A 20,725-nucleotide genomic window follows, 5' to 3' on the forward strand; every position below is an offset into this window, starting at 1 on the left:
GTTGCACGCATGGCTATCTACGCGCTCGGGGACCGCGAACCCGACATCCATCCGGACGCCTACGTCCATCCCGACGCCGTGGTGATCGGGAACGTGACCCTGGCGGCAGGCACCTCGGTGTGGCCGCAGGCCGTGCTCCGCGCCGACTACGGCACCATCACCGTCGGCGCCGACACGAACATCCAGGACGGCACCGTGATCCATTGCACGATGATCGATCCCACCGTCATCGGCACGGGGTGCGTCGTCGGTCACGCGGCGCACATCGAGGGATCCACGATCGGCGACCACTGCCTGATCGCCTCCGGTTCGGTCGTTCTCAACGGTTCGGTCATCGGCGCCGGTTCGGTCGTCGGTGCCGGCGCCGTCGTTCCGTTCAAATTCGAGGTTCCGCCGCGGAGCATGGCGCTCGGCGTCCCCGCGAAGATCCGGCAGGGCTACGAGGTTCCCGAGGGGCACCTCGAGATGAACGTAAAGATGTACGCCGCGAACGCGGCCTACTACCGCGACTCGCTGCGCAGGCTCGACTGATGGCGGCGCCGCTGGCGGACCTCGTCGAGGCCGGATGGGCAGACGCACTCGAACCGGTGTCCGGACGGATCGCGGAGATGGGCGAGTTCCTGCGCGCGGAAATCGCCGACGGGCGTGAGTACCTTCCCGCCGGAGAGAACGTCCTGAGGGCGTTCACCCACCCGTTCTCCGAGGTCAAGGTCCTGATCGTGGGTCAGGACCCGTACCCCACACCCGGTCACGCGGTCGGTCTCAGCTTCTCGGTGGCTCCGGACGTGCGCCCCGTCCCGCGCAGCCTCGGCAACATCTTCACCGAATACAGCAAGGACCTCGGCCACGAGACGCCCACCACCGGGGACCTCACCCCGTGGTCGCGTCAGGGAGTGCTTCTGCTGAACAGGGTTCTCACCGTGCAGCCCGGACTCCCGGCCTCACACCGGAAGAAGGGCTGGGAGGCGGTGACCGAGCAGGCCATTCGCGCTCTCGTGGCGCGCCCCGAACCCCTCGTCGCAATTCTGTGGGGCCGGGACGCATCCACGTTGAAACCGATGCTCGGCGACGTGCCGACGATCGAGTCGGCGCATCCCTCACCGCTGTCCGCGTCGCGCGGATTCTTCGGTTCGCGGCCGTTCAGCCGCGCGAACGAACTCCTCGACGGCCTGGGCGCCGAACCGGTGAACTGGCAGCTGCCGTAAACGGCGAATTTCCTTACTGCACAGACGAGAAGTCGGCACGCCGTTTCACTGCACAGACGAGAAGTCGGCACGCCGTTTCTCGACGAAGGCGTCGACGCCCTCGCGTCCCACCGGGCTGTCGGCCGCGGTGGCGATCGACGCGGCCTCCGCGTCGAGTTGCTCGGCGAGCGTGCGATATCGGGAGGCGCGCACGAGCGTCTTGATCCCCGAGTAGGACGGCGTCGGGCCGGCCGCGAGGGTGCGGGCCAGCCGAAGCGCCTCGTCCTGGACGACGTCGTCGCCGACGAGGCGGCTGAGGATGCCCAGGCGGACGGCCTCGTCACCGCTGAGAACGGCATCGGTGATCAGAATCTCGCGCGCCCGGGCGTCGCCGACGATGCGCGGGAGGGTCCACGACATGCCGCCGTCCGGGGTGAAGCCGATGGAAGGGTAGGCCGGGCGCAGCTTGGTGCCCGGGCCGCCGATGGCGACATCCGTCAGGCACACGAGGCTCATGCCGGCGCCCGCTGCCCACCCGTGAACACCGGCGATCACCGGAACGGTCACGGCGTCGAGCGCACGAACGAATTCGTGGAACACGCGCGCCACCTCGGCGACGTATTCGCTTCGCACCGGTGCGGACGCGAAGGCGTGGACGTTGCCGCCCGCGCAGAAGTTCGGGCCCTCCCCGACGAGAAGGACGCTGCCGATTCGGTCACCGACTGCTTCGAGTGCCCGGGCACCCTGCACCATGCCCTCGCCGTCCAGCGAGGTGCCGTTCTCCGCCGTCGCGATCGTGATGCGCAGGACGCCGTCTTCGAGCTGTACTTTGCTGAGTCCATCGAGAGAAGTCACCGTTGCACCTTACGTGGGCCCCCGCCGGGGCCCGACGTGCCCCGATGCGCTGCGACGACGCCGAATCGGACAGGTGTGGCGACATAAAAAAACTGCGCCCCCGACACCTAAGTGTCGGGGGCGCAGTGACATCGCACGCAGCGTCGGGTCAGCCCCGAGCAACCTTTCCAGCCTTCAGGCAGGAGGTGCAGACGTTGACCTTCCGGGTGTTTCCGGGGGCAACCTCGGCACGAACAGTCTGAATGTTCGGGTTCCAGCGACGGTTGGTACGCCGGTGCGAGTGCGAGACCGACTTACCGAAGCCGGGCCCCTTGGCGCATACGTCGCAGACGGCAGCCATAGTCGCGAACTCCTTCAAGATAGTGAACTGTGAAATTTGCTGGCCTCGTGGAGACAGGACACAGCAAGCGCGCCCTGTACGAGGCAACCGTGCAAGAGTAGCCGCTCGAGTGCGGATTGGCCAAACCCGGTCCCGAAGCGCTCGGACCGCGGGCCCGATCATCGTCCCCCGACTAGTCTGACGGCACCTTCCCATTCCCTGGCCGGAGAGGATGACAGTGGCCCCTGAGCTCCCGATGGACGGGCGAGTCCTCGAATCGTGGGCGCGGACCGCCGTCGCGGGTCTGGAAAAGCGGTGCGAGGAGATCAACAGCCTCAACGTCTTTCCGATCCCGGACTCCGACACGGGCACCAATCTGCTGTTCACGATGCGTGCGGCGCTGGGTGCGATCGACGAGTTCGCGGGCAGCGGCACCAAGGACGTCCGGCAGGTGGCCATCGCCCTGGCTCGGGGCGCGGTCGCCGGCGCGCGCGGGAACTCCGGGGTGATCCTGTCCCAGGTGCTGCGAGGGATTGCGGAAGCAGCCGTTACCCCCGCCGTCGACACCAGGACCGTCCGGACCGGGCTGCTGATGGCCACCAACCTGGTGACGGACGCGGTGAGCTACCTGGTGGAGGGGACCATCGTCACCGTGCTGCGCTGCGCCGCCGACGCCGCGGCGGAGTATCCGGACGAGGCGCCGATCGCGGTCACGGCCCGCGCAGCCGCGGATGCGGCGGCGTCCGCGCTCACCAGGACGCCGTCGCAACTCGAGGTGCTCGGCACCGCAGGCGTCGTCGATGCGGGAGGACTCGGCCTCGTCGTGATCCTCGACGCTCTCGTCACAGCGGTGACGGGGGCACCGCCCGATCGCGCACCGATCGCGCTCCACGTTCCGCGCCGCACCCCGTCCAGGCATCGCGCAGAGCTCGTCCCCGTTTCCGCGCCGCCCGCGTCGCAGGGCCCGCACGCGCATCCGGGACCCGGACCCGACTGCGACGAGGGTTCGGATCAGGATTTCGAGGTGATGTACCTGGTCGCGGAGTCCGACGAGGACCGCATGGCGGAGTTGCGCACCACGCTGAACGCCCTCGGGGACTCGATCGTGATCGTCGGCGACGGCGGCGGAGGCTGGTCGGTGCACGTGCACTGCACGGACGCGGGCGCAGCCGTGGAGGCCGGCCTCTCGGCGGGACGCATCCACGGAATCCGGGTCAGCAGCTTCCTCGTGGATGCGCGGGACCAGGGGTTGCTCGTTCCACCGGTCCGGACCCGGCCGGATCAGGGGGAGCGGGGAATCGTCGCCGTCGTGGCCGGTGACGGTGCCGCCGAACTATTCGCTAGCGAGGGCGCGACAGTCCTCCGATGCGACGACGCCCCCGTCACCCGGGCCCAGCTCCTCGGCATCATCAGGCAGATGGGACGCACCGAGGTGCTCGTCCTCCCCAACGGCGCGCTGACGGCGCAGGAACTCGTCGCGGTCAGTGCCGCGGCGAGGGACGCCCGGCACGAGGTCCTGCTGCTCGCGACGTCCGCGATGGTGCAGGGACTCGCGTCCCTGGCGGTGCACGACCCCGAGCGTGAGGCGGTGGACGACGCCTTCGCGATGTCGGAGGCCGCCGCCGCCACCCGCTGGGGATCGCTGCGCATCGCCAGGGAACGGGCCCTCACCTATGTGGGCACGTGCGAACCGGGCGACGGCATCGGACTGATGGGTCACGAGGTGATCGTCATCGAACCGGACGCGGTCGCGGCCGGACGGCGACTCGTCGACCTCGTCCTCGGCGCGGGTGGCGAACTGGTGACGCTCCTGATGGGGTCGGAGGCGCCGGACGGGCTGGACACGGAACTGGCCGATCACATCTCGCAGCGGCACCCCGGCGTCGAGGTGATGATCTACCACGGTGGACAGCCTGGAGATCTGTTGCAACTCGGGGTGGAATGAGGAATTCGATGGCCACATTGTCCGACCGGCTCGATCATCTGCTGGGGAAGAAGACCGCCGACGCGCTCGAGGAGGCGTTCGACATCCGTACGGTCGAGGACCTGCTGCGGCACTACCCGCACCGGTACGCCTCGCAGGGTCGCGAGCTCGCGGAGAAGGACCCGCCGGAGGGCGAGCACATCACGATCATCGCCCGGGTCACGTCCGCGGCCGTCGTGAAGATGAAGAACCGGCCGGGCAGCATGCTCAAGGTGGTCCTGTCCACCGATACCCAGAACGTGGACGTCACCTTCTTCAGCCCGCAGAAGGTCAAGCACGTGATCAAGCCGGGTGTGCGCGCGATGTTCTCGGGAACGGTCAAGTACTTCCGCCAGAAGTGGAGCCTCACCCACCCGAGCTACCTCATCCTTCCCGAGCCGCGGGCCGGCAGCGAGGACCCCGTCGTGAACGTCGGCCGGATCCGCGGCGCCGGGGATCTCGCAGGAATCGCCCGGGCGTCGCAGGAAGCCGGTGCCGGGGTCGACATGTCCGTGTTCGACCGGGCGCTGATCCCGCTCTATCCGGCCACGCGGGACGTCGAGAGCTGGACGATCATGAAATGCGTCCGCCAGATCCTGGACCAGCTCGATCGCGTCGACGACCCCCTGCCGGAGAACATCCGGGCCGAACGCGACCTGATCGGCCTCGACGAAGCGCTCCGGTCGGTCCACCTGCCCGACACCCGCGAGGACGTGGAGAACGCCCACGACCGTCTGCGGTTCGACGAGGCGACGGCGCTGCAACTGGTTCTCGCCCGTCGCCGCCACGACAACGCCGAGCGAGTCGCGCCCGAGTGCCCGCCCGTGCCCGGCGGGATCGCCGACGTGTTCGAGAAGATGCTTCCATTCCAGCTCACCGACGGTCAGCACGCGGTCGCCGACGAGATCTCGGCCGACCTGGCGCAGCCGCACCCGATGAGCAGGCTCCTGCAGGGTGAGGTGGGTTCGGGTAAGACGATCGTGGCCCTGCGCGCCATGCTCCAGGTGGTCGACGCCGGCTACCAATGCGCCCTGCTCGCCCCGACCGAGGTGCTCGCGACGCAGCACGCCCGGTCGCTGCGGGCGATGCTCGGCTCCCTCGCGACCGCCGGGGAACTCGGGGCGCACGAGAAGGCCACACGGGTGGCGCTGCTGACGGGGTCGATGCCGGTCGCCGCCAAACGCACGGCTCTGAACGAGGCGATCACCGGCGACGCCGGGATCGTCATCGGCACGCACGCCCTCATCCAGGACAACGTCGAGTTCTTCAACCTCGGGATGGTGGTGGTCGACGAGCAGCACCGGTTCGGTGTCGAGCAGCGCGACCGGCTGCGGTCGAGGGCGCGGGAGGGGCTGAGCCCGCACCTGCTGGTGATGACGGCGACGCCGATTCCCCGCACCATCGCGATGACGGTGCTCGGCGATCTCGAGGTGTCGACGCTGCGGCAGCTGCCGAAGGGCAGGTCGCCGATCAAGAGCAGTGTGGTACCCGCGTCCCAGAAGCCGCAGTGGGTCGCGCGCGCGTGGGAACGGATCCGCGAGGACGTGGCCGAGGGGAGGCAGGCCTACGTCGTGTGCTCGCGCATCGGCGACGGCGAGAAGGGTGACGGCGAGGACGCGTTCGACGAGAAGGCGCCCGAGACGAAGTCCGCCGTCGAGGTGTTCGAGGAGTTGAGTGGCAGCATCATGCCCGACCTGCGGGTGGGTCTGCTGCACGGCCGTCTTCCCGCGGACGAGAAGGACGCGGTGATGCGCGACTTCACGGCCGGCGACATCGACGTCCTGGTGTGCACCACGGTCGTCGAGGTCGGCGTCGACGTCCCGAACGCGACGATCATGGTGATCGTCGACGCGGACCGTTTCGGTGTGAGTCAGCTGCACCAGCTGCGCGGACGCGTCGGCCGTGGCAGACACCAGGGCCTGTGCATTCTCGTCACGGAGATGAATCCGGGCGGTCCCGCCTACGAGCGTCTGTCGAACGTGGCGTCGACCAACGACGGTTTCGAGCTCGCGCAACTCGACCTCGCCACCCGCCGCGAGGGCGACATTCTCGGTGCGGCGCAGTCGGGCACGACGTCCACGTTGCGGCTGTTGTCGTTGCTCGGCCACGAGGACGTCATCGCTGCGGCGTCCGAGTTCGCGCGTTCGGTGATCGCGGACGATCCGCGCCTCGACAACCATCCCGGGCTGTCGGCGATGGTGACCTCGGCGCTCGACGCGGACCGCATCGAGTATCTGGAGAAAACGTGAGAACTTACTTCGCTTCACGTAAATCTTCGCTCGTCTGTTTCGGGTCTGTTGCAGAATTCGCACACGTCAGGGGGGTCTTTGTGAAGTTTGTGGAGGATCCTGAAATGTGGGATGCCACTTCTCCGCGGCCGTCCGCGGCGGGGTAGTTTGCTCCAATGTTCTCCAAAGTCCTGGTCGCCAACCGTGGCGAAATTGCGATCCGCGCTTTCCGTGCCGCCTACGAACTAGGTGCTGGAACGGTCGCGGTGTTCCCGTACGAGGATCGGAACTCGATCCACCGTCTGAAAGCTGATGAGAGTTATCAGATCGGCGAGGAGGGACACCCGGTTCGGGCGTACCTCTCCGTCGACGAGATCGTCTCCGCGGCCAAGCAGGCAGGCGCCGACGCCATCTACCCCGGCTACGGCTTCCTTTCCGAGAACCCGGATCTCGCCGCCGCGTGCGCCGAGGCGGGCATCACGTTCGTGGGTCCCTCCGCCGAGGTGCTCGAGCTCACCGGCAACAAGGCGCGTGCGATCGCCGCGGCGAAGGCCGCCGGTCTGCCGGTGCTGGCGTCGTCGGAGCCGTCCGCCGATGTGGACGAGTTGCTGGCCGCGGCCGAGACCATGCAGTTCCCGCTGTTCGTGAAGGCCGTCGCCGGCGGCGGTGGCCGCGGCATGCGCCGCGTCGCCGAGCGGGCTCAGCTCAAGGAGTCCATCGAGGCCGCCGCGCGTGAGGCCGAGTCGGCCTTCGGCGACCCGACGGTATTCCTCGAACAGGCCGTCGTCGACCCGCGTCACATCGAGGTCCAGATCCTGGCCGACGGTCAGGGCAACGTCATCCACCTGTTCGAGCGGGACTGCTCGCTGCAGCGCCGCCACCAGAAGGTGATCGAGCTCGCGCCGGCCCCGAACCTTTCGGAAGAGCTGCGGGCGAAGATTTGCGCGGACGCAGTGGCGTTCGCGAAGGAGATCAACTACTCCTGCGCGGGCACCGTCGAATTCCTCCTCGACACCCGCGGCAACCACGTCTTCATCGAGATGAACCCCCGCATCCAGGTCGAGCACACCGTCACCGAAGAGGTCACGGACGTCGACCTCGTGCAGTCGCAGCTGCGGATCGCGTCGGGGGAGACCCTCGCGGACCTGGGCCTGAGCCAGGACAAGATCACGCTGCGCGGTGCGGCTCTGCAGTGCCGCATCACCACCGAGGACCCCGCCAACGGGTTCCGCCCGGACACCGGCCGGATCACCGGGTACCGCACCCCGGGTGGTGCCGGCATCCGCCTCGACGGCGGGACGTCGGTCGGCGCGGAGGTTTCCGCGTACTTCGATTCGATGCTCGTCAAGCTGACGTGCCGCGGCCGCGACTTCGAGACCGCCGTCGCCCGGGCCCGCCGCGCGGTCACCGAGTTCCGCATTCGCGGTGTGTCGACGAACATCCCGTTCCTGCAGGCGGTGCTCGACGACCCCGATTTCAAGGCCGGCCGGGTCACCACGTCATTCATCGAGGAGCGCCCCCAGCTGCTCACGCTGCGCAGCTCCGCCGACCGTGGCACCAAGATCCTCACCTACCTCGCCGACGTGACGGTCAACAAGCCGCACGGCGAGCGGCCGTCGGCGGTGTACCCGCGCGACAAGCTGCCCCAGATCGACCTGTCCACCCCGCCGCCGGACGGCAGCCGTCAGAAGCTGCTCGCCCTCGGGCCGGAGGGATTCGCCAAGGCACTGCGGGAGCAGAAGGCCCTCGCCGTCACCGAGACCACGTTCCGTGACGCACACCAGTCGCTGCTCGCGACCCGCGTGCGGACCAGCGGTCTGCTCGACGTCGCCGGGCACGTCGCCCGGCTGACCCCCGAGCTGCTGTCCATCGAGGCGTGGGGTGGTGCGACCTACGACGTGGCGCTGCGGTTCCTGCACGAGGACCCCTGGTACCGGCTGGCCGCTCTGCGCGAGGCCGTGCCGAACATCTGTTTGCAGATGCTGCTGCGCGGACGGAACACCGTCGGCTACACCCCGTACCCGGAGAAGGTGACGCGGGCGTTCGTCGAGGAGGCCACCAACAGCGGCATCGACATCTTCCGCATCTTCGACGCCCTCAACAACGTCGACCAGATGCGACCGGCCATCGACGCCGTCCGCGAGACCGGCACCGCTCTCGCCGAGGTCGCCCTGTCCTACACCGGCGACCTGTCGAACCCGGACGAGAAGCTGTACACCCTCGACTACTACCTGCGCCTGGCGGAGGAGATCGTCGAGGCCGGTGCGCACATCATCGCGATCAAGGACATGGCCGGACTGCTCCGCGCCCCCGCCGCCACGACCCTGGTGACGGCGCTGCGCGAGAACTTCGACCTGCCCGTGCACGTGCACACCCACGACACCCCGGGTGGTCAGCTCGCGACGTACCTGGCCGCATGGCAGGCAGGCGCGGATGCGGTCGACGGTGCCTCGGCCGCGATGGCGGGCACCACCAGCCAGCCGGCGTTGTCGGCGATCGTGGCCGCGGCCGCGCACTCCGAGTACGACACCGGCCTGGACCTGCAGGCCGTGTGCGACCTCGAGCCGTACTGGGAAGCGCTGCGCAAGGTGTACAAGCCGTTCGAGTCCGGGCTGCCGGCCCCGACCGGACGCGTCTACACGCACGAGATCCCCGGCGGCCAGCTGTCGAACCTGCGCACCCAGGCCGTTGCGCTCGGTCTCGGTGACAAGTTCGAGGAGGTCGAGGCCAAGTACGCGGCCGCCGACCGGATGCTCGGGCGCCTCGTCAAGGTCACCCCGTCGTCGAAGGTGGTCGGCGACCTCGCCCTGCACCTCGTCGGATCCGGAGCGTCCACCGAGGAATTCAAGGAGAACCCGGCGAAGTTCGACATCCCCGATTCGGTGGTCGGGTTCCTGCGCGGCGAACTGGGCACCCCGCCCGGCGGCTGGCCCGAACCGTTCCGTACCCGGGCCCTCGAAGGTCGCGGAGCCGCCAAGCCCGAGGTGGCTCTGTCCGCGGACGACGAGAAGGCACTCGCGGGCACGTCCGCGGAACGTCGGGCGACGCTCAACCGGTTGCTGTTCCCCGGCCCGACGAAGGAATTCCTCGAGCACCGGGACAAGTACGGCGACACGTCGCAGCTCTCGGCGAACCAGTTCTTCTACGGCCTGCGCCGCGGCGACGAGCACCGGGTCCGCCTCGCACCGGGTGTCGAGCTGATCATCGGGCTCGAGGCCATTTCCGAACCCGACGAGCGGGGATACCGCACCGTCATGTGCATCCTCAACGGTCAGCTGCGTCCGGTGTCGGTGCGCGACCGGTCCATTTCCAGTGAGCTCCCGGCCGCCGAGAAGGCCGACAAGAACAACCCCGGCCATGTGCCGGCGCCGTTCGCCGGTGTGGTGACCCTCGCCGTGACCGAGGGCCAGCACATCGCCGCCGGCGACACGATCGCGACCATCGAGGCCATGAAGATGGAAGCGGCCATCACCGCCCCGCGAAGTGGCACGGTCTCCCGGCTGGCCATCGGATCGGTCCAGCAGGTGGAGGGCGGCGACCTCCTCGCCGTCGTGTCGACGGGGGAGTCCGCGAGCGAGTGACTCGGATCATCGCGGGACTCGCGGGCGGTCGACGCCTGCGAGTCCCGCCGAGCGGGACCCGGCCCACCTCGGACCGGGTCCGCGAGGCATTGTTCAGCGCCCTGCACAGCCGGATGGATCTCGAAGGCGCGTCCGTCCTCGACCTCTACGCGGGGTCGGGGGCGCTCGGCCTGGAGGCGCTCTCCCGGGGTGCGGACCGCGTCGTCCTCGTCGAGTCCGACTCGAAAGCGGCGGGCATCATCAAGCACAACGTGACGACGGTCGGTCTGCCGGGAGCGGAAGTGCGCGGCGCTCCGGTGGCGGCGGTGCTCGCGGGCACCGCCGACCGGCCGTACGACCTGGTGATGGCGGATCCGCCGTACGCCGTCGACGACGAGGCGGTACAGACGGTGCTCGGCCACCTCCGGGTCAACGGCTGGGTCGGCGACGGCTCGATCGTGGTGCTCGAGCGGTCGTCGAGGTCACCCGAGACAGCCTGGCCCGAGGGCTTCGCGCCCGTCAAGGCGAAGAAGTACGGCGAGGCGAGAATCGAATTGGCGACCTGCTACGGTCTGGACTCATGACTGGCGCTGTCTGCCCCGGATCCTTCGACCCCGTGACCAATGGCCACCTTGACGTGATCGGCAGAGCTGCCGCGCAGTTCGACGAGGTCATCGTGACGGTCATGGTCAACAAGAGCAAGCGTGGCCTGTTCACCGTCGAAGAGCGCATCGAGATGCTCGAAGACTCGACCAGTGAGCTGCCCAACGTGCGAGTGTCCTCGTGGCACGGCCTGCTGGTGGATTACGCCAAGCAGCAAGGGATCACAGCGATCGTCAAGGGCCTGCGCGGCGCCAACGACTTCGACTACGAGCTGCAGATGGCGCAGATGAACCAGAAGCTCAGTGGCGTCGACACCCTCTTCATCCCGACCAACCCCACCTACAGCTACCTGTCGAGTTCGCTCGTGAAGGAAGTGGCCACGTTCGGCGGCGACGTCTCCGACATGCTGCCCGAGAAGGTGCACGCCCGCCTTCTCGCGAGGATCGCCGAGCGCGCCGCCGAGAGCAGCTGATACCCGACACACCGGCTGCCACGACACACCCGCGGCGTCCGGTCGGGCAGACTTGCACGAAGAAGGCTGCGCCGACCTGCTGAGGGTCATAGATGATTGGGGTTGCTTGTGTACCGGGTATTCGAGGCGCTCGACGAACTTGTCGCGATTGTCGAAGAGGCACGCGGCGTACCGATGACCGCCGGCTGCGTGGTTCCGCGCGGCGACGTCCTCGAACTGCTCGACGACGTGCGCGATGCCATTCCCGGTGAACTCGACGACGCCCAGGACGTCCTGGACCACAAGGACAAACTGGTGGGGGACGCCCGGTCCAACGCGGAGAAGACCATCTCCAGCGCCAACGCCGAGGCGAACTCCACCATCGAAAACGCGCGAGACGACGCCGACCGCATTCTGGCGGACGCGAAGGCGCAGGCCGACCGGATGGTCGCCGAGGCCCGCGCGCACGCCGAGCAGTTGGTCACCGACGCGCGCGCCGAGGCCGAGTCGTCCGTCGCGGAAGGCCAGCGCGAGTACGACGCACTGACGGGTCGTGCGCGCTCCGAAGCCGATCGCATGATCGAGTCGGGCAAGGCGTCGTACGAGAGGTCCGTTGCGGAGGGTAAAGCCGAGCAGGCACGCCTCGTCTCGCAGACGGAAGTCGTCCAGGCGGCGCACACCGAGTCGGCCCGGGTGATCGACTCCGCGCACGCCGAATCGGATCGTCTCCGCTCGGACTGCGATCTGTACGTCGACACGAAGCTCGCGGAGTTCGAGGACTTCCTGAACGGCACCGTCCGGTCCGTGGGCCGGGGACGTCAGCAGTTGCGGACCGGTTCGGGTGTCCCCGACTACGCCTCGGACTACGACGTCGACGACCGACGGGCGGAGCGTCGCCGCTGAGCGACCGTCAGGCCGGCGCTCTCGACCGAATTTGGCTCCACCGCGCAGATTGCGTATCGTGGAGTGGTTGCCCTTTGTCGTTTCCCTTTTCTCGAAAGTGAAGTTTGTTGTCATCCCATCGCCACAGCTCATCGCGTTCCCGACGGGACGCGGACTTCGTGCTGGACACGGTCAAACTCGGCCGTCGTCCCGGTTCGATGCGCACCGTGGAACGGGTGGTGACGGCGCCACAGCGCATCGGTCTCGACCTGATCGCCATCGAGGAAGGATCGGAGATCGATCTCGATCTCCGGTTGGAGGCCGTATCCGAGGGTGTTCTGGTCACCGGTTCGTTGCGAGCCGACACCGTGGGGGAGTGTTCGAGATGCCTCGAGCCGTTCTCGGACACGGTGGACCTGACTCTCACGGAGCTGTTCGCTTACCCGGACAGCGCCACGGAAGAGACCACGGAGGAGGGGGAGGTCTATCACGTCGTCGACGACGAGATCGACCTCGAACCCGTCGTGATCGACGCCGTCGGCCTCGCACTGCCGTTGCAGCCGCTCTGCAGTGACGACTGCCAAGGATTGTGCCCAGAATGTGGCGTTCGCCTGGCGATTGCCGAATCTGGCCATGGGCATGACATACTTGATCCTCGCTGGGCTGGTCTTGCAGCCAAATTTGGCGTGGAATCAGAACCCAGCAAGAATCTTGTGAACACCGAAGCCGAGGAGAAGTAGAAGTGGCTGTCCCCAAGCGCAGAATGTCGCGATCCAACACGAGGTCGCGTCGCAGCCAGTGGAAGACCACTGTGCCTACCCTCGTCACCTGCCCCAACCGTGGCTGCGGCGAGAAGACGCTGCCTCACGTCGCGTGCCCGTCGTGTGGCACATACAAGGGCCGCCAGGTCACTGCCGCCGTCTAGTTCTCCGCGGAGAGGCGTTGTGACGAGCGACATCAGTAATACACCCGCCGGCGGCGAGGAGGATCATGCTTCCCTCCTCGCCGCCCTCGGCGTAGAAATCGAGCCTTCGCTGCTCACCCTGGCGTTGACGCACCGCTCGTATGCGTACGAGAACGGTGGTCTGCCCACCAACGAGCGTCTCGAATTTCTCGGTGACTCCGTACTCGGAGTCACCGTCACCGAGAAGCTGTATCTTGCGCATCCGGACAAGTCCGAGGGTGACCTCGCGAAAATCCGGGCGAGCATCGTCAACATGCACGCGCTCGCGGAGGTGGCCCGCACTCTCGGTGAGGGCGGCCTCGGTGCCCATCTTCTGCTCGGCAAGGGCGAGGAGATGACCGGTGGCCGTGACAAGCCGAGCATCCTGGCCGACGGCATGGAGTCGATTCTCGGCGCCATCCACCTCGAGCACGGCATCGACACGGCGCGGCGCGTCGTACTCGACCTCTTCAGCGACCTCCTCCAGCGAGCCCCCCGCCTCGGCGCGGGTCTGGACTGGAAGACGAGTCTGCAGGAGTTGACGGCGGAGCGTGGCGTCGGTGTCCCGGCGTACGAGATCACCGCGACCGGCCCGGACCACGACAAGGAATTCACCGCCACCGTGATCGTCGGCGGCAAGCCCCTCGGCGTCGGTATCGGCCGCTCCAAGAAAGAGGCCGAGCAGAAGGCTGCGAGCACGGCGTGGAATGCGTTGTCCGACGCAGGCCCCGACGTAGCGGCCGACGACGTCAGTGCCTGAACTACCCGAAGTCGAGGTGGTCCGGCGCGGACTCGAACGCCACATCGTTGGGGCGTCGATCGATTCCGTCGACATCCTGCACCCACGGGCGATCAGGCGTCATCTGCCCGGCGCCGCCGACCTCGCCGGACAGCTCACCGGCGAACGCATCGCGAGCGCCGACCGTCGTGGAAAGTATCTGTGGCTGGTCCTCGAACCCAGCACGGTCGCTCTCGTGGTGCATCTCGGCATGAGTGGTCAAATGCTCGTGCAGCCACCGGAATTGCCGACCGAGAAGCATCTGCGGATCCGGGCCCGGCTCGATTCCGGTCTCGACCTCCGGTTCGTCGACCAGCGGACGTTCGGGGGCTGGGCGCTGGCGCCGCTCGTCGACGTCGACGGCTCGCTCGTCCCGGACTCGGTGGCGCACATCGCCCGCGACCCACTGGATCCGCGTTTCGACCTCGCGGCCACCGTGAAGGTCGTGCGCGGCAAGCACACCGAGGTCAAACGTGCGCTTCTGGACCAGACCGTCGTCTCCGGCATCGGCAACATCTATGCGGACGAGGCGCTGTGGCGCGCACGGATCCACGGAAATCGGCTCACCGACAGGCTGAGTGGTCCCAAGGTCCGGGAAGTGCTCACGGCCGCCCAGGAGGTCATGCGTGAGGCACTCACCCAGGGCGGCACGTCCTTCGACGCGCTCTACGTGAACGTCAACGGCGAGTCGGGCTATTTCGACCGTTCGCTGTCCGCCTACGGTCAGGAGGATCGCCCGTGCCCGCGGTGCGGCACCGCGATCAGGCGAGAGAAATTCATGAACCGCTCGTCGTTCAGTTGCCCGAAGTGCCAGCCGGCACCACGGAGAAGCCTGGCGAAATCGTCTGTGTGAGTTCGGCGGTCGCGGGCTCCTCGGAGAGCTGCCCGTCGGTGTCGTGGCGCGGTGTCGCCTTGGCGTCGAAGTAGTCGCCGCCCTTGCGTTTCACGTCGTCGGTGCCCCACTCGCGGTGGCGGGGAACCGGTGCCATTCTCGGAATGTGCTTGCGGCAGTGGATGTATGCTTCCTCCACGTCCACGACCACCCAGCGTTCCGGGATCCGGCCGTTCGTGTGGTCCGCAGGCAGATCCGCGATCTCGGAGCGCAGGACGGGGTCTTCGACGATCCGGGCCGAGCCGTTCACGTGCAGTCCGATGAGGTCCTGCACGAAGTCCACGAGAATGATTCCGACGTGTGGGTTTTCCCGGATGTTGCCGAGGCTCGCCATGACTCCGTTGCCGCGGTACTCGGGGTACGCGAGGGTCTTCGAGTCGATGACGTGCATGAATCCCGGTGTCCCGGCGCGCAGACTGTTGTCGCATTCGCCGGACGCGTCGGCGGTAGCGATGAAGGCGATCTCCTGGCGGCCGACGAAGTCGATCATCGTCGGATTGAGATGGTCCAGCATCTGATCCGAGTAGAACTTGGCGGCACGATCCTCGGTTCCGTACTCGGACTGAAGCCCGCGCTCTCCCACACTACCGATCTGGCCCATCTGCATTCCCCGCTACGTCTCGGCGTCATTGGTCGGTTCACCCTACGGCCCGCCGGTTCCCTCTGCTGAGAATCGTCGTTCACAATTGCGTGGAAACCACTGCCGCCCACCCACCTACCTGGCGTTGCGCCGATCGGTGGCAGGATTGAGCGCATGGCAGAACAGACTTCCGACACGACGGCGCCCACCTCACTGTGGGTCGAGCGAACGGGCACCCGGCGATACACCGGCCGCAGCTCGCGCGGCGCCGAGGTCCTGATCGGCTCCGAGGGCGTGGAGGGCGTGTTCACTCCCGGGGAACTCCTGAAGATCGCACTCGCCGCGTGCAGTGGGATGAGCTCGGACTTCCCGCTGTCGCGGCGACTGGGTGACAACTACGACGCCACCATCCGGGTGTCCGGTGCCGCCGACCGGGAGAACGAGGTGTACCCGCAGCTGGACGAGGTGCTGGAACTGGATCTCAGCGAGCTCGACGCCGACGCGCAGGAGCGTCTGGTGGCGCTCGTGGAACGATCCGTCGACAAGGTCTGCACGGTCGGGCGGACGCTGAAGGCCGGGACGACGGTGACGTTGACCGTCCAGAGGGAAGCATGATGCGTCGTGAGCTGGCCGCGCTCGCGGGCGGGACGGCGCTCTGCGCGGGTCTGCTCGTGGTCGCGCCCGCGGCCGCCGGGCCCGCGTTCGCGCCCCCCGGCGGTGCGTGCACCCCGTGGTCGGTGTCGGAGGTGACGTCCGGGGCGGGTGTTCTCGAGAACCTGGCGTTCGACGGCGCGGGCACCATGCTGGTGTCGCGGACAGGCCTGGTCGGCGGCGGAGCCCTCGACGGGGTCGCCCCCGACGGCACCGTCACCCCGATCGTGCCCGACGTCGAGTCTCCCGGTGGAATCGCCGTGGACGGCACCGACGCGTACTTCGCCACGGGGAATTCCTTCGCCGCCGGGGTCACCGGCTCGGCGAGCGGCACGATCGACGTCGTGAACCTCGACACCGGTGACACACGCACCGTGGCCGAGGGGCTGGTCATGCCGAACGGGCTGGTCCGGCTGAGCAACGGAGACATCCTCACCGCCCGGAATCTGGGCTCCGGGGCGGGACTGACCCGCGTCCCGGCGGCGGATCCCCACACCCCGGAGATCGTCCGCACCGATCTCGGAACCGTGGACGGTCTCGCCGCGCACGACGGCAACGTCTATACGGTGACGACATTCGACACGACCACTACGCTGCGCATCCTCCGCGAAGACGACCTGGATGGCCCCGTCGTCTCGGTCGAGCTGCCCGGCTCCGGGCCCCTCAACGCGGCCGACGACCTCACCGTCGGACCGGACGGCATCGTCTACGTCGCCTACAACGGCGGCGGCAAGGTGGTGCGGGTCGATCCCGCGACAGGGGAGAGCTGCGCCCTGGCGTCCGGGCTGCCGCTCGTGTCCTCGGTGCGGTTCGGCGCAGGACCGGGCTGGGATCCGGACGCGCTCTACGCCACCAGTTTCACCGGGAAGATCTACAAGCTCGAACGGTCGTGACGGACATGGAGAGAATGACCGCGTGGGTGCACGGATTCGTGCAGGGTGTGGGATTCCGGTGGTGGACCCGCGCCCGCGCGCTGGAACTCGGCCTCGTCGGATACGCGGCCAACCAGAAGGACGGCCGCGTGCTCGTCATCGCCGAGGGACCTCGGGACAAGCTGGAAACCCTGCTGACGCTGCTGCGGTCGGGAGACACACCGGGCGCGGTGGATCTCGTCGTGGAGCAATGGGATTCCGCCCGCGGCGACCTCACCGGGTTCGTGGAACGGTGAACCGCAGGTAAAGTTCTCCGTCATGCATCTGAAGAGTCTGACGCTGAAGGGATTCAAATCCTTTGCGTCCGCAACGACTCTGCGATTCGAGCCGGGAATCACCTGTGTCGTAGGACCCAACGGGTCGGGTAAATCCAACGTCGTCGACGCTCTCACCTGGGTGATGGGGGAGCAGGGAGCGAAGGCCCTGCGCGGCGGCAAGATGGAAGACGTCATCTTCGCAGGCACCGCCGGGCGGGCGCCCCTCGGACGCGCCGAGGTCACGCTGACCATCGACAACTCCGACGGCGCCCTGCCGATCGACTACTCCGAGGTGTCGATCACCCGGCGCATGTTCCGCGACGGCGCCGGAGAATACGAGATCAACGGCAGCTCCTGCCGGCTGATGGACGTGCAGGAACTGCTCAGCGACTCCGGCATCGGCCGGGAGATGCACGTGATCGTCGGTCAGGGCCGCCTCGCCGCCATCCTCGAATCCCGTCCGGAGGATCGGCGCGCATTCATCGAGGAAGCGGCCGGCGTTCTCAAGCACCGCAAGCGCAAGGAAAAGGCGGTTCGCAAACTCGACGCCATGCAGGCCAATCTGGCGCGCCTGAACGACCTGACGGCGGAACTGCGGCGCCAGCTCAAACCGCTCGGCCGGCAGGCCGAGGTGGCGCGCCGCGCCCAGACGGTGCAGGCCGACCTCCGCGACGCGAAGCTGCGGCTCGCCGCGGACGACCTGGTCACGCGCCGTGAGGAGCTGGCCGACCAGGCTCAGGACGAGAAGGTGGCGCGCGAGCAGCACGATCAGGTCACCGAGGCGCTCGACGAGGCCAATCTGGAGCTGGGACGGCACGAACAGGAACTGTCGAGACTCACACCGGGTGCGGAAGCGGCCGCGCAGACGTGGTTCCAGCTGTCGGCACTCGCGGAGCGCGTCAATGCGACCATCCGCATCGCCCGCGAACGGGCGCGCCACCTCGACTCCGAGCCCTCCGCGAACCGCGGTCAGGATCCGGACGAGATGGAGGCCCGCGCCGACCGGATCGCCGCGGAGGAGATGGAGCTCGTCGAAGCCGTCGAGATGGCGCGCGGGGCGCTGGACGCGGCCAAGGAGCAGCTGGCACTGGGGGAGGAGACCGCCGCCGAGGCGGAACGCGCTCACATGGCGGCGGTCCGGGCGATCGCCGACCGCCGAGAAGGCCTGGCCCGGTTGTCCGGGCAGGTCGACACGCTGCGCACCCGCGCCGACTCCGTCGACGCCGAAGTGTCCCGGCTGACCGTCGCAATCGAAGAGGCCCGGCAGCGCGGCGACGCGGCACAGTCCGAATTCGAGGTCGTCCAGGACGAGATCGGTGACCTCGACGCCGGCGAGCTGGGGCTGGATTCCCACCACGAGCGTGCCGTCGAGGCACTGCGCCTGATCACCGAACGCGTCACGGAACTCCAGGCCGAGGAGCGCGCCGCCGGACAGGAAGTGGCATCCCTGCGTGCCCGGATCGACGCGCTGTCGATGGGCCTCGAACGCAAGGACGGCGCCGGCTGGCTCGTCGAGAATCGGGCGCAGCACGGCATCCGGGGACCGATCGGTGGACTCATCACAGTCGAGAAGGGGTACGAGGGTGCCGTCGCCGCGGCGATGGGCCCCGCCGCGGACGCCGTCGTCGCCGAATCCCTCGATGCCGCCCGCAGCGCAGTCGGTGCGCTGAAGGAAACGGACAGCGGACGGGCGTCCCTGTTCATCGGCTCCGATCACGTCGCACGTGACGGCGGGCACCTGGACTCCGGCGCCCGGTGGGCCGTCGACGTCATCGACTGCCCCGCCGAACTGCGGACCGGGCTCGCAGCGCTCCTGGGCGGGGTGGTCGTGGTCGATTCCCTCGACGACGCCGTCGAGACCGTCCGGCGCAGGCCCGACGTGCGCGCCGTCACCCGAGACGGAGATCTCCTCGGAGCGGGCTGGATGAGCGGCGGCTCGGACCGTCAGCCGAGCACCCTCGAGGTCCAGGCCGCCATCGACAACTCGGTGCAGGATCTGGCCCGCGCCGAACGTCGCGCCGAGGAACTGTCCGCGGCACTGTCCGGCGCGGTCGCGGAACAGGCCGACCGTCAGGAGAACGCCGAGCAGGCACTGGCCGCGCTGAACGAGTCCGACGCCGCGATGTCCGCCATCTACGAGCGCCTCGGCCGCCTCGGCCAGGCCGCGCGGGCCGCGCGCGCCGAATCCGATCGGCTCATGGCGCAGCGGGACAAGGCCGAGAGCGGTCGGGAGGACACGCTGACCGCGCTCGCCGAACTCGAGGAACGGCTGCGCCTGGCGGAACAGGACGGGTCGTCCTCCGGTGCCGACACGGGTGGATCCGACACGACGAGCATCGATCGTGAGATGGCGGCCGCGGCGCTGGCCGAAGTGCGGGCCGTGGAGGTGGAAGCCCGACTGTCGGTGCGGACGGCCGAGGAGCGCGCCGAATCGGTGCGCGGCAAGGCGGATTCCCTGCGCCGCGCCGCACAGGTGGAACGCGACGCGCGCGCCCGGGCCGAACGTGCGATGAAGGCGCGCCAGAACGCGGCCGCGGTCGCGGCGGCGGTCGCCGAGTCCGGGCAGCGGGTGGCCGAGCACCTCGGTGACGTCGTCGACGCCGCGATGGCTCACCGCGACGAACTCGCGCGGGCCCGCACCGAGCGGACCACCCAACTCGAACAGGTGAAGGAAAGGGTGCGTCAGCTGAGCGGACAGCTGGCGTCGCTCACCGACGCCGTGCACCGCGACGAGGTGGCTCGCGCCCAGGCCGCGCTGCGCATCGAGCAGCTCGAGGAGGCGATCCTCGAACAGCACGGCATCGGTCTGGACGACCTGATCGCCGAATACGGCCCCGACGTCGCGCTGCCGCCGTCCGCACTCGAGATGGAGGAGTACGAGCAGGCGAAGGAGCGCGGCGAGCAGGTCACGATGCCCGCACCGATTCCGTACGACCGCGCCACGCAGGAGCGTCGCGCGAAACGTGCCGAGAAGGACCTGGCGACGCTCGGCAAGGTCAACCCGCTGGCACTCGAGGAGTTCGCCGCGCTCGAGGAGCGCTACAACTTCCTCTCGACACAGCTCGAGGACGTGAAGACCGCCCGCAAGGATCTCCTCGGGGTGGTGGCCGACGTCGATGCCCGCATCCTGCAGGTGTTCACCGAGGCCTACTCGGACGTCGAACGCGAATTCGTGCAGGTGTTCGCGAAACTGTTCCCCGGCGGTGAAGGCAGGTTGGTGCTCACCGACCCGTCGGACATGCTGACCACCGGCATCGAGGTGGAGGCCCGGCCGCCCGGCAAGAAGGTCAAACGGCTGTCGCTGCTGTCCGGTGGCGAGAAGTCGCTGACGGCGGTGGCGATGCTCGTGGCGATCTTCCGAGCCAGGCCGTCCCCCTTCTACGTGATGGACGAGGTGGAGGCCGCGCTGGACGACACGAACCTGCGTCGTCTGATCGGGTTGTTCGAGCAGTTGCGGGAGAAGTCGCAGCTGATCGTCATCACCCACCAGAAGCCGACGATGGAGGTCGCCGACGCGCTCTACGGCGTCAGCATGCGCGGCGACGGCATCACCACCGTCATCTCCCAGCGGCTCCGTGGCCAGGACATGGCGGCCGCGGACGCCTGATTCCGGTCCGAGCCGGGACTGTGCGCGTGGGAAGGCAGTG

The 20,725-nt window shown here is 68.3% G+C and carries 19 protein-coding genes; 16 read left to right on the forward strand and 3 right to left on the reverse strand.

Annotated elements, in window-relative coordinates; genetic code table 11:
* The first annotated feature begins 9 nt into the window (after positions 1-9).
* Both RHA1_RS31845 and RHA1_RS31850 read left to right on the forward strand, forming a co-directional pair.
* Complete coding sequence (locus RHA1_RS31845; protein ID WP_011598384.1) at positions 10-531, forward strand: gamma carbonic anhydrase family protein; 522 nt, start codon at positions 10-12, stop codon at positions 529-531.
* Entirely contained in the window at positions 531-1,205 is a 675-nt protein-coding gene (locus RHA1_RS31850; RefSeq protein ID WP_011598385.1) for a uracil-DNA glycosylase, read from the forward strand. The genes RHA1_RS31845 and RHA1_RS31850 overlap by 1 nt, the downstream gene beginning before the upstream one ends.
* Before the next feature lie 45 nt (positions 1,206-1,250).
* Here the strand turns inward: RHA1_RS31850 and RHA1_RS31855 are convergent, their stop codons facing one another.
* Together RHA1_RS31855 and rpmB are read right to left on the reverse strand one after the other, a co-directional pair.
* On the reverse strand, positions 1,251-2,039 hold the full coding sequence (locus RHA1_RS31855; protein ID WP_009479699.1) for an enoyl-CoA hydratase/isomerase family protein: 789 nt from the start codon (positions 2,037-2,039) through the stop codon (positions 1,251-1,253).
* A gap of 148 nt (positions 2,040-2,187) precedes the next feature.
* Positions 2,188-2,379 (reverse strand): 50S ribosomal protein L28, encoded by a 192-nt coding sequence (gene rpmB / locus RHA1_RS46505; protein WP_005240429.1) that lies wholly within the window; start codon positions 2,377-2,379, stop codon positions 2,188-2,190.
* A 235-nt stretch (positions 2,380-2,614) separates the two neighbouring features.
* Here rpmB and fakA point away from each other — a divergent pair, with 235 nt between their 5' ends.
* From fakA to mutM, 10 genes are all read left to right on the forward strand, one after another.
* The gene (fakA, locus tag RHA1_RS31860) at positions 2,615-4,303 is read left to right on the forward strand and encodes a fatty acid kinase ATP-binding subunit FakA (protein ID WP_081437492.1); all 1,689 of its coding nucleotides are present in this window, start codon (positions 2,615-2,617) and stop codon (positions 4,301-4,303) included.
* Between the two features lie 8 nt (positions 4,304-4,311).
* The gene (gene recG / locus RHA1_RS31865; RefSeq protein ID WP_011598386.1) at positions 4,312-6,570 is read left to right on the forward strand and encodes an ATP-dependent DNA helicase RecG; all 2,259 of its coding nucleotides are present in this window, start codon (positions 4,312-4,314) and stop codon (positions 6,568-6,570) included.
* Positions 6,571-6,725: 155 nt separating this feature from the next.
* On the forward strand, positions 6,726-10,130 hold the full coding sequence (locus tag RHA1_RS31870) for a pyruvate carboxylase (protein ID WP_009479702.1): 3,405 nt from the start codon (positions 6,726-6,728) through the stop codon (positions 10,128-10,130).
* Entirely contained in the window at positions 10,127-10,693 is a 567-nt protein-coding gene (gene rsmD / locus RHA1_RS31875; protein ID WP_009479703.1) for a 16S rRNA (guanine(966)-N(2))-methyltransferase RsmD, read from the forward strand. Before RHA1_RS31870 ends, rsmD begins: the two co-directional genes overlap by 4 nt.
* Positions 10,690-11,184, forward strand: a complete 495-nt coding sequence (coaD, locus tag RHA1_RS31880) for a pantetheine-phosphate adenylyltransferase (protein WP_005240440.1) — start codon at positions 10,690-10,692, stop codon at positions 11,182-11,184. The genes rsmD and coaD overlap by 4 nt, the downstream gene beginning before the upstream one ends.
* A gap of 108 nt (positions 11,185-11,292) precedes the next feature.
* Entirely contained in the window at positions 11,293-12,066 is a 774-nt protein-coding gene (locus tag RHA1_RS31885; protein ID WP_009479705.1) for a DivIVA domain-containing protein, read from the forward strand.
* A gap of 158 nt (positions 12,067-12,224) precedes the next feature.
* The gene (locus RHA1_RS31890; protein ID WP_009479706.1) at positions 12,225-12,785 is read left to right on the forward strand and encodes a YceD family protein; all 561 of its coding nucleotides are present in this window, start codon (positions 12,225-12,227) and stop codon (positions 12,783-12,785) included.
* 2 nt (positions 12,786-12,787) lie between these two features.
* Positions 12,788-12,970, forward strand: coding sequence for a 50S ribosomal protein L32 (gene rpmF, locus RHA1_RS46510; protein ID WP_005240446.1), 183 nt, complete (start codon positions 12,788-12,790; stop codon positions 12,968-12,970).
* A 19-nt stretch (positions 12,971-12,989) separates the two neighbouring features.
* Positions 12,990-13,748 (forward strand): ribonuclease III, encoded by a 759-nt coding sequence (rnc, locus tag RHA1_RS31895; RefSeq protein ID WP_009479707.1) that lies wholly within the window; start codon positions 12,990-12,992, stop codon positions 13,746-13,748.
* Positions 13,741-14,619: a bifunctional DNA-formamidopyrimidine glycosylase/DNA-(apurinic or apyrimidinic site) lyase gene (gene mutM, locus RHA1_RS31900; RefSeq protein WP_011598388.1), complete on the forward strand. Its 879-nt coding sequence runs from the start codon at positions 13,741-13,743 to the stop codon at positions 14,617-14,619. Before rnc ends, mutM begins: the two co-directional genes overlap by 8 nt.
* Here mutM and RHA1_RS31905 read toward each other — a convergent pair.
* Positions 14,561-15,265, reverse strand: coding sequence for a pyridoxamine 5'-phosphate oxidase family protein (locus RHA1_RS31905; protein ID WP_043782273.1), 705 nt, complete (start codon positions 15,263-15,265; stop codon positions 14,561-14,563). The genes mutM and RHA1_RS31905 overlap by 59 nt on opposite strands.
* Positions 15,266-15,412: 147 nt before the next feature.
* Between RHA1_RS31905 and RHA1_RS31910 the strand changes: the two genes are divergently transcribed.
* Genes RHA1_RS31910 through smc form a run of 4 tightly spaced genes read left to right on the forward strand, consistent with a single transcriptional unit; the run spans position 15,413 to position 20,685 of the window.
* A complete protein-coding gene (locus RHA1_RS31910; protein WP_009479711.1) occupies positions 15,413-15,853 on the forward strand; it encodes an OsmC family protein in 441 nt (146 codons plus the stop codon).
* On the forward strand, positions 15,853-16,782 hold the full coding sequence (locus RHA1_RS31915; protein ID WP_011598390.1) for an NHL repeat-containing protein: 930 nt from the start codon (positions 15,853-15,855) through the stop codon (positions 16,780-16,782). Before RHA1_RS31910 ends, RHA1_RS31915 begins: the two co-directional genes overlap by 1 nt.
* A 5-nt stretch (positions 16,783-16,787) precedes the next feature.
* Positions 16,788-17,057 carry an acylphosphatase gene (locus RHA1_RS31920; protein WP_011598391.1) on the forward strand — a complete coding sequence of 90 codons (270 nt, stop codon included), beginning with the start codon at positions 16,788-16,790 and terminating at the stop codon, positions 17,055-17,057.
* 22 nt (positions 17,058-17,079) lie between these two features.
* Positions 17,080-20,685 (forward strand): chromosome segregation protein SMC, encoded by a 3,606-nt coding sequence (gene smc / locus RHA1_RS31925; protein ID WP_011598392.1) that lies wholly within the window; start codon positions 17,080-17,082, stop codon positions 20,683-20,685.
* The last annotated feature ends 40 nt before the right edge of the window (positions 20,686-20,725 follow it).

It is taken from the genome of Rhodococcus jostii RHA1 (genome assembly GCF_000014565.1).
Taxonomy (GTDB): domain Bacteria; phylum Actinomycetota; class Actinomycetes; order Mycobacteriales; family Mycobacteriaceae; genus Rhodococcus_F; species Rhodococcus_F jostii_A.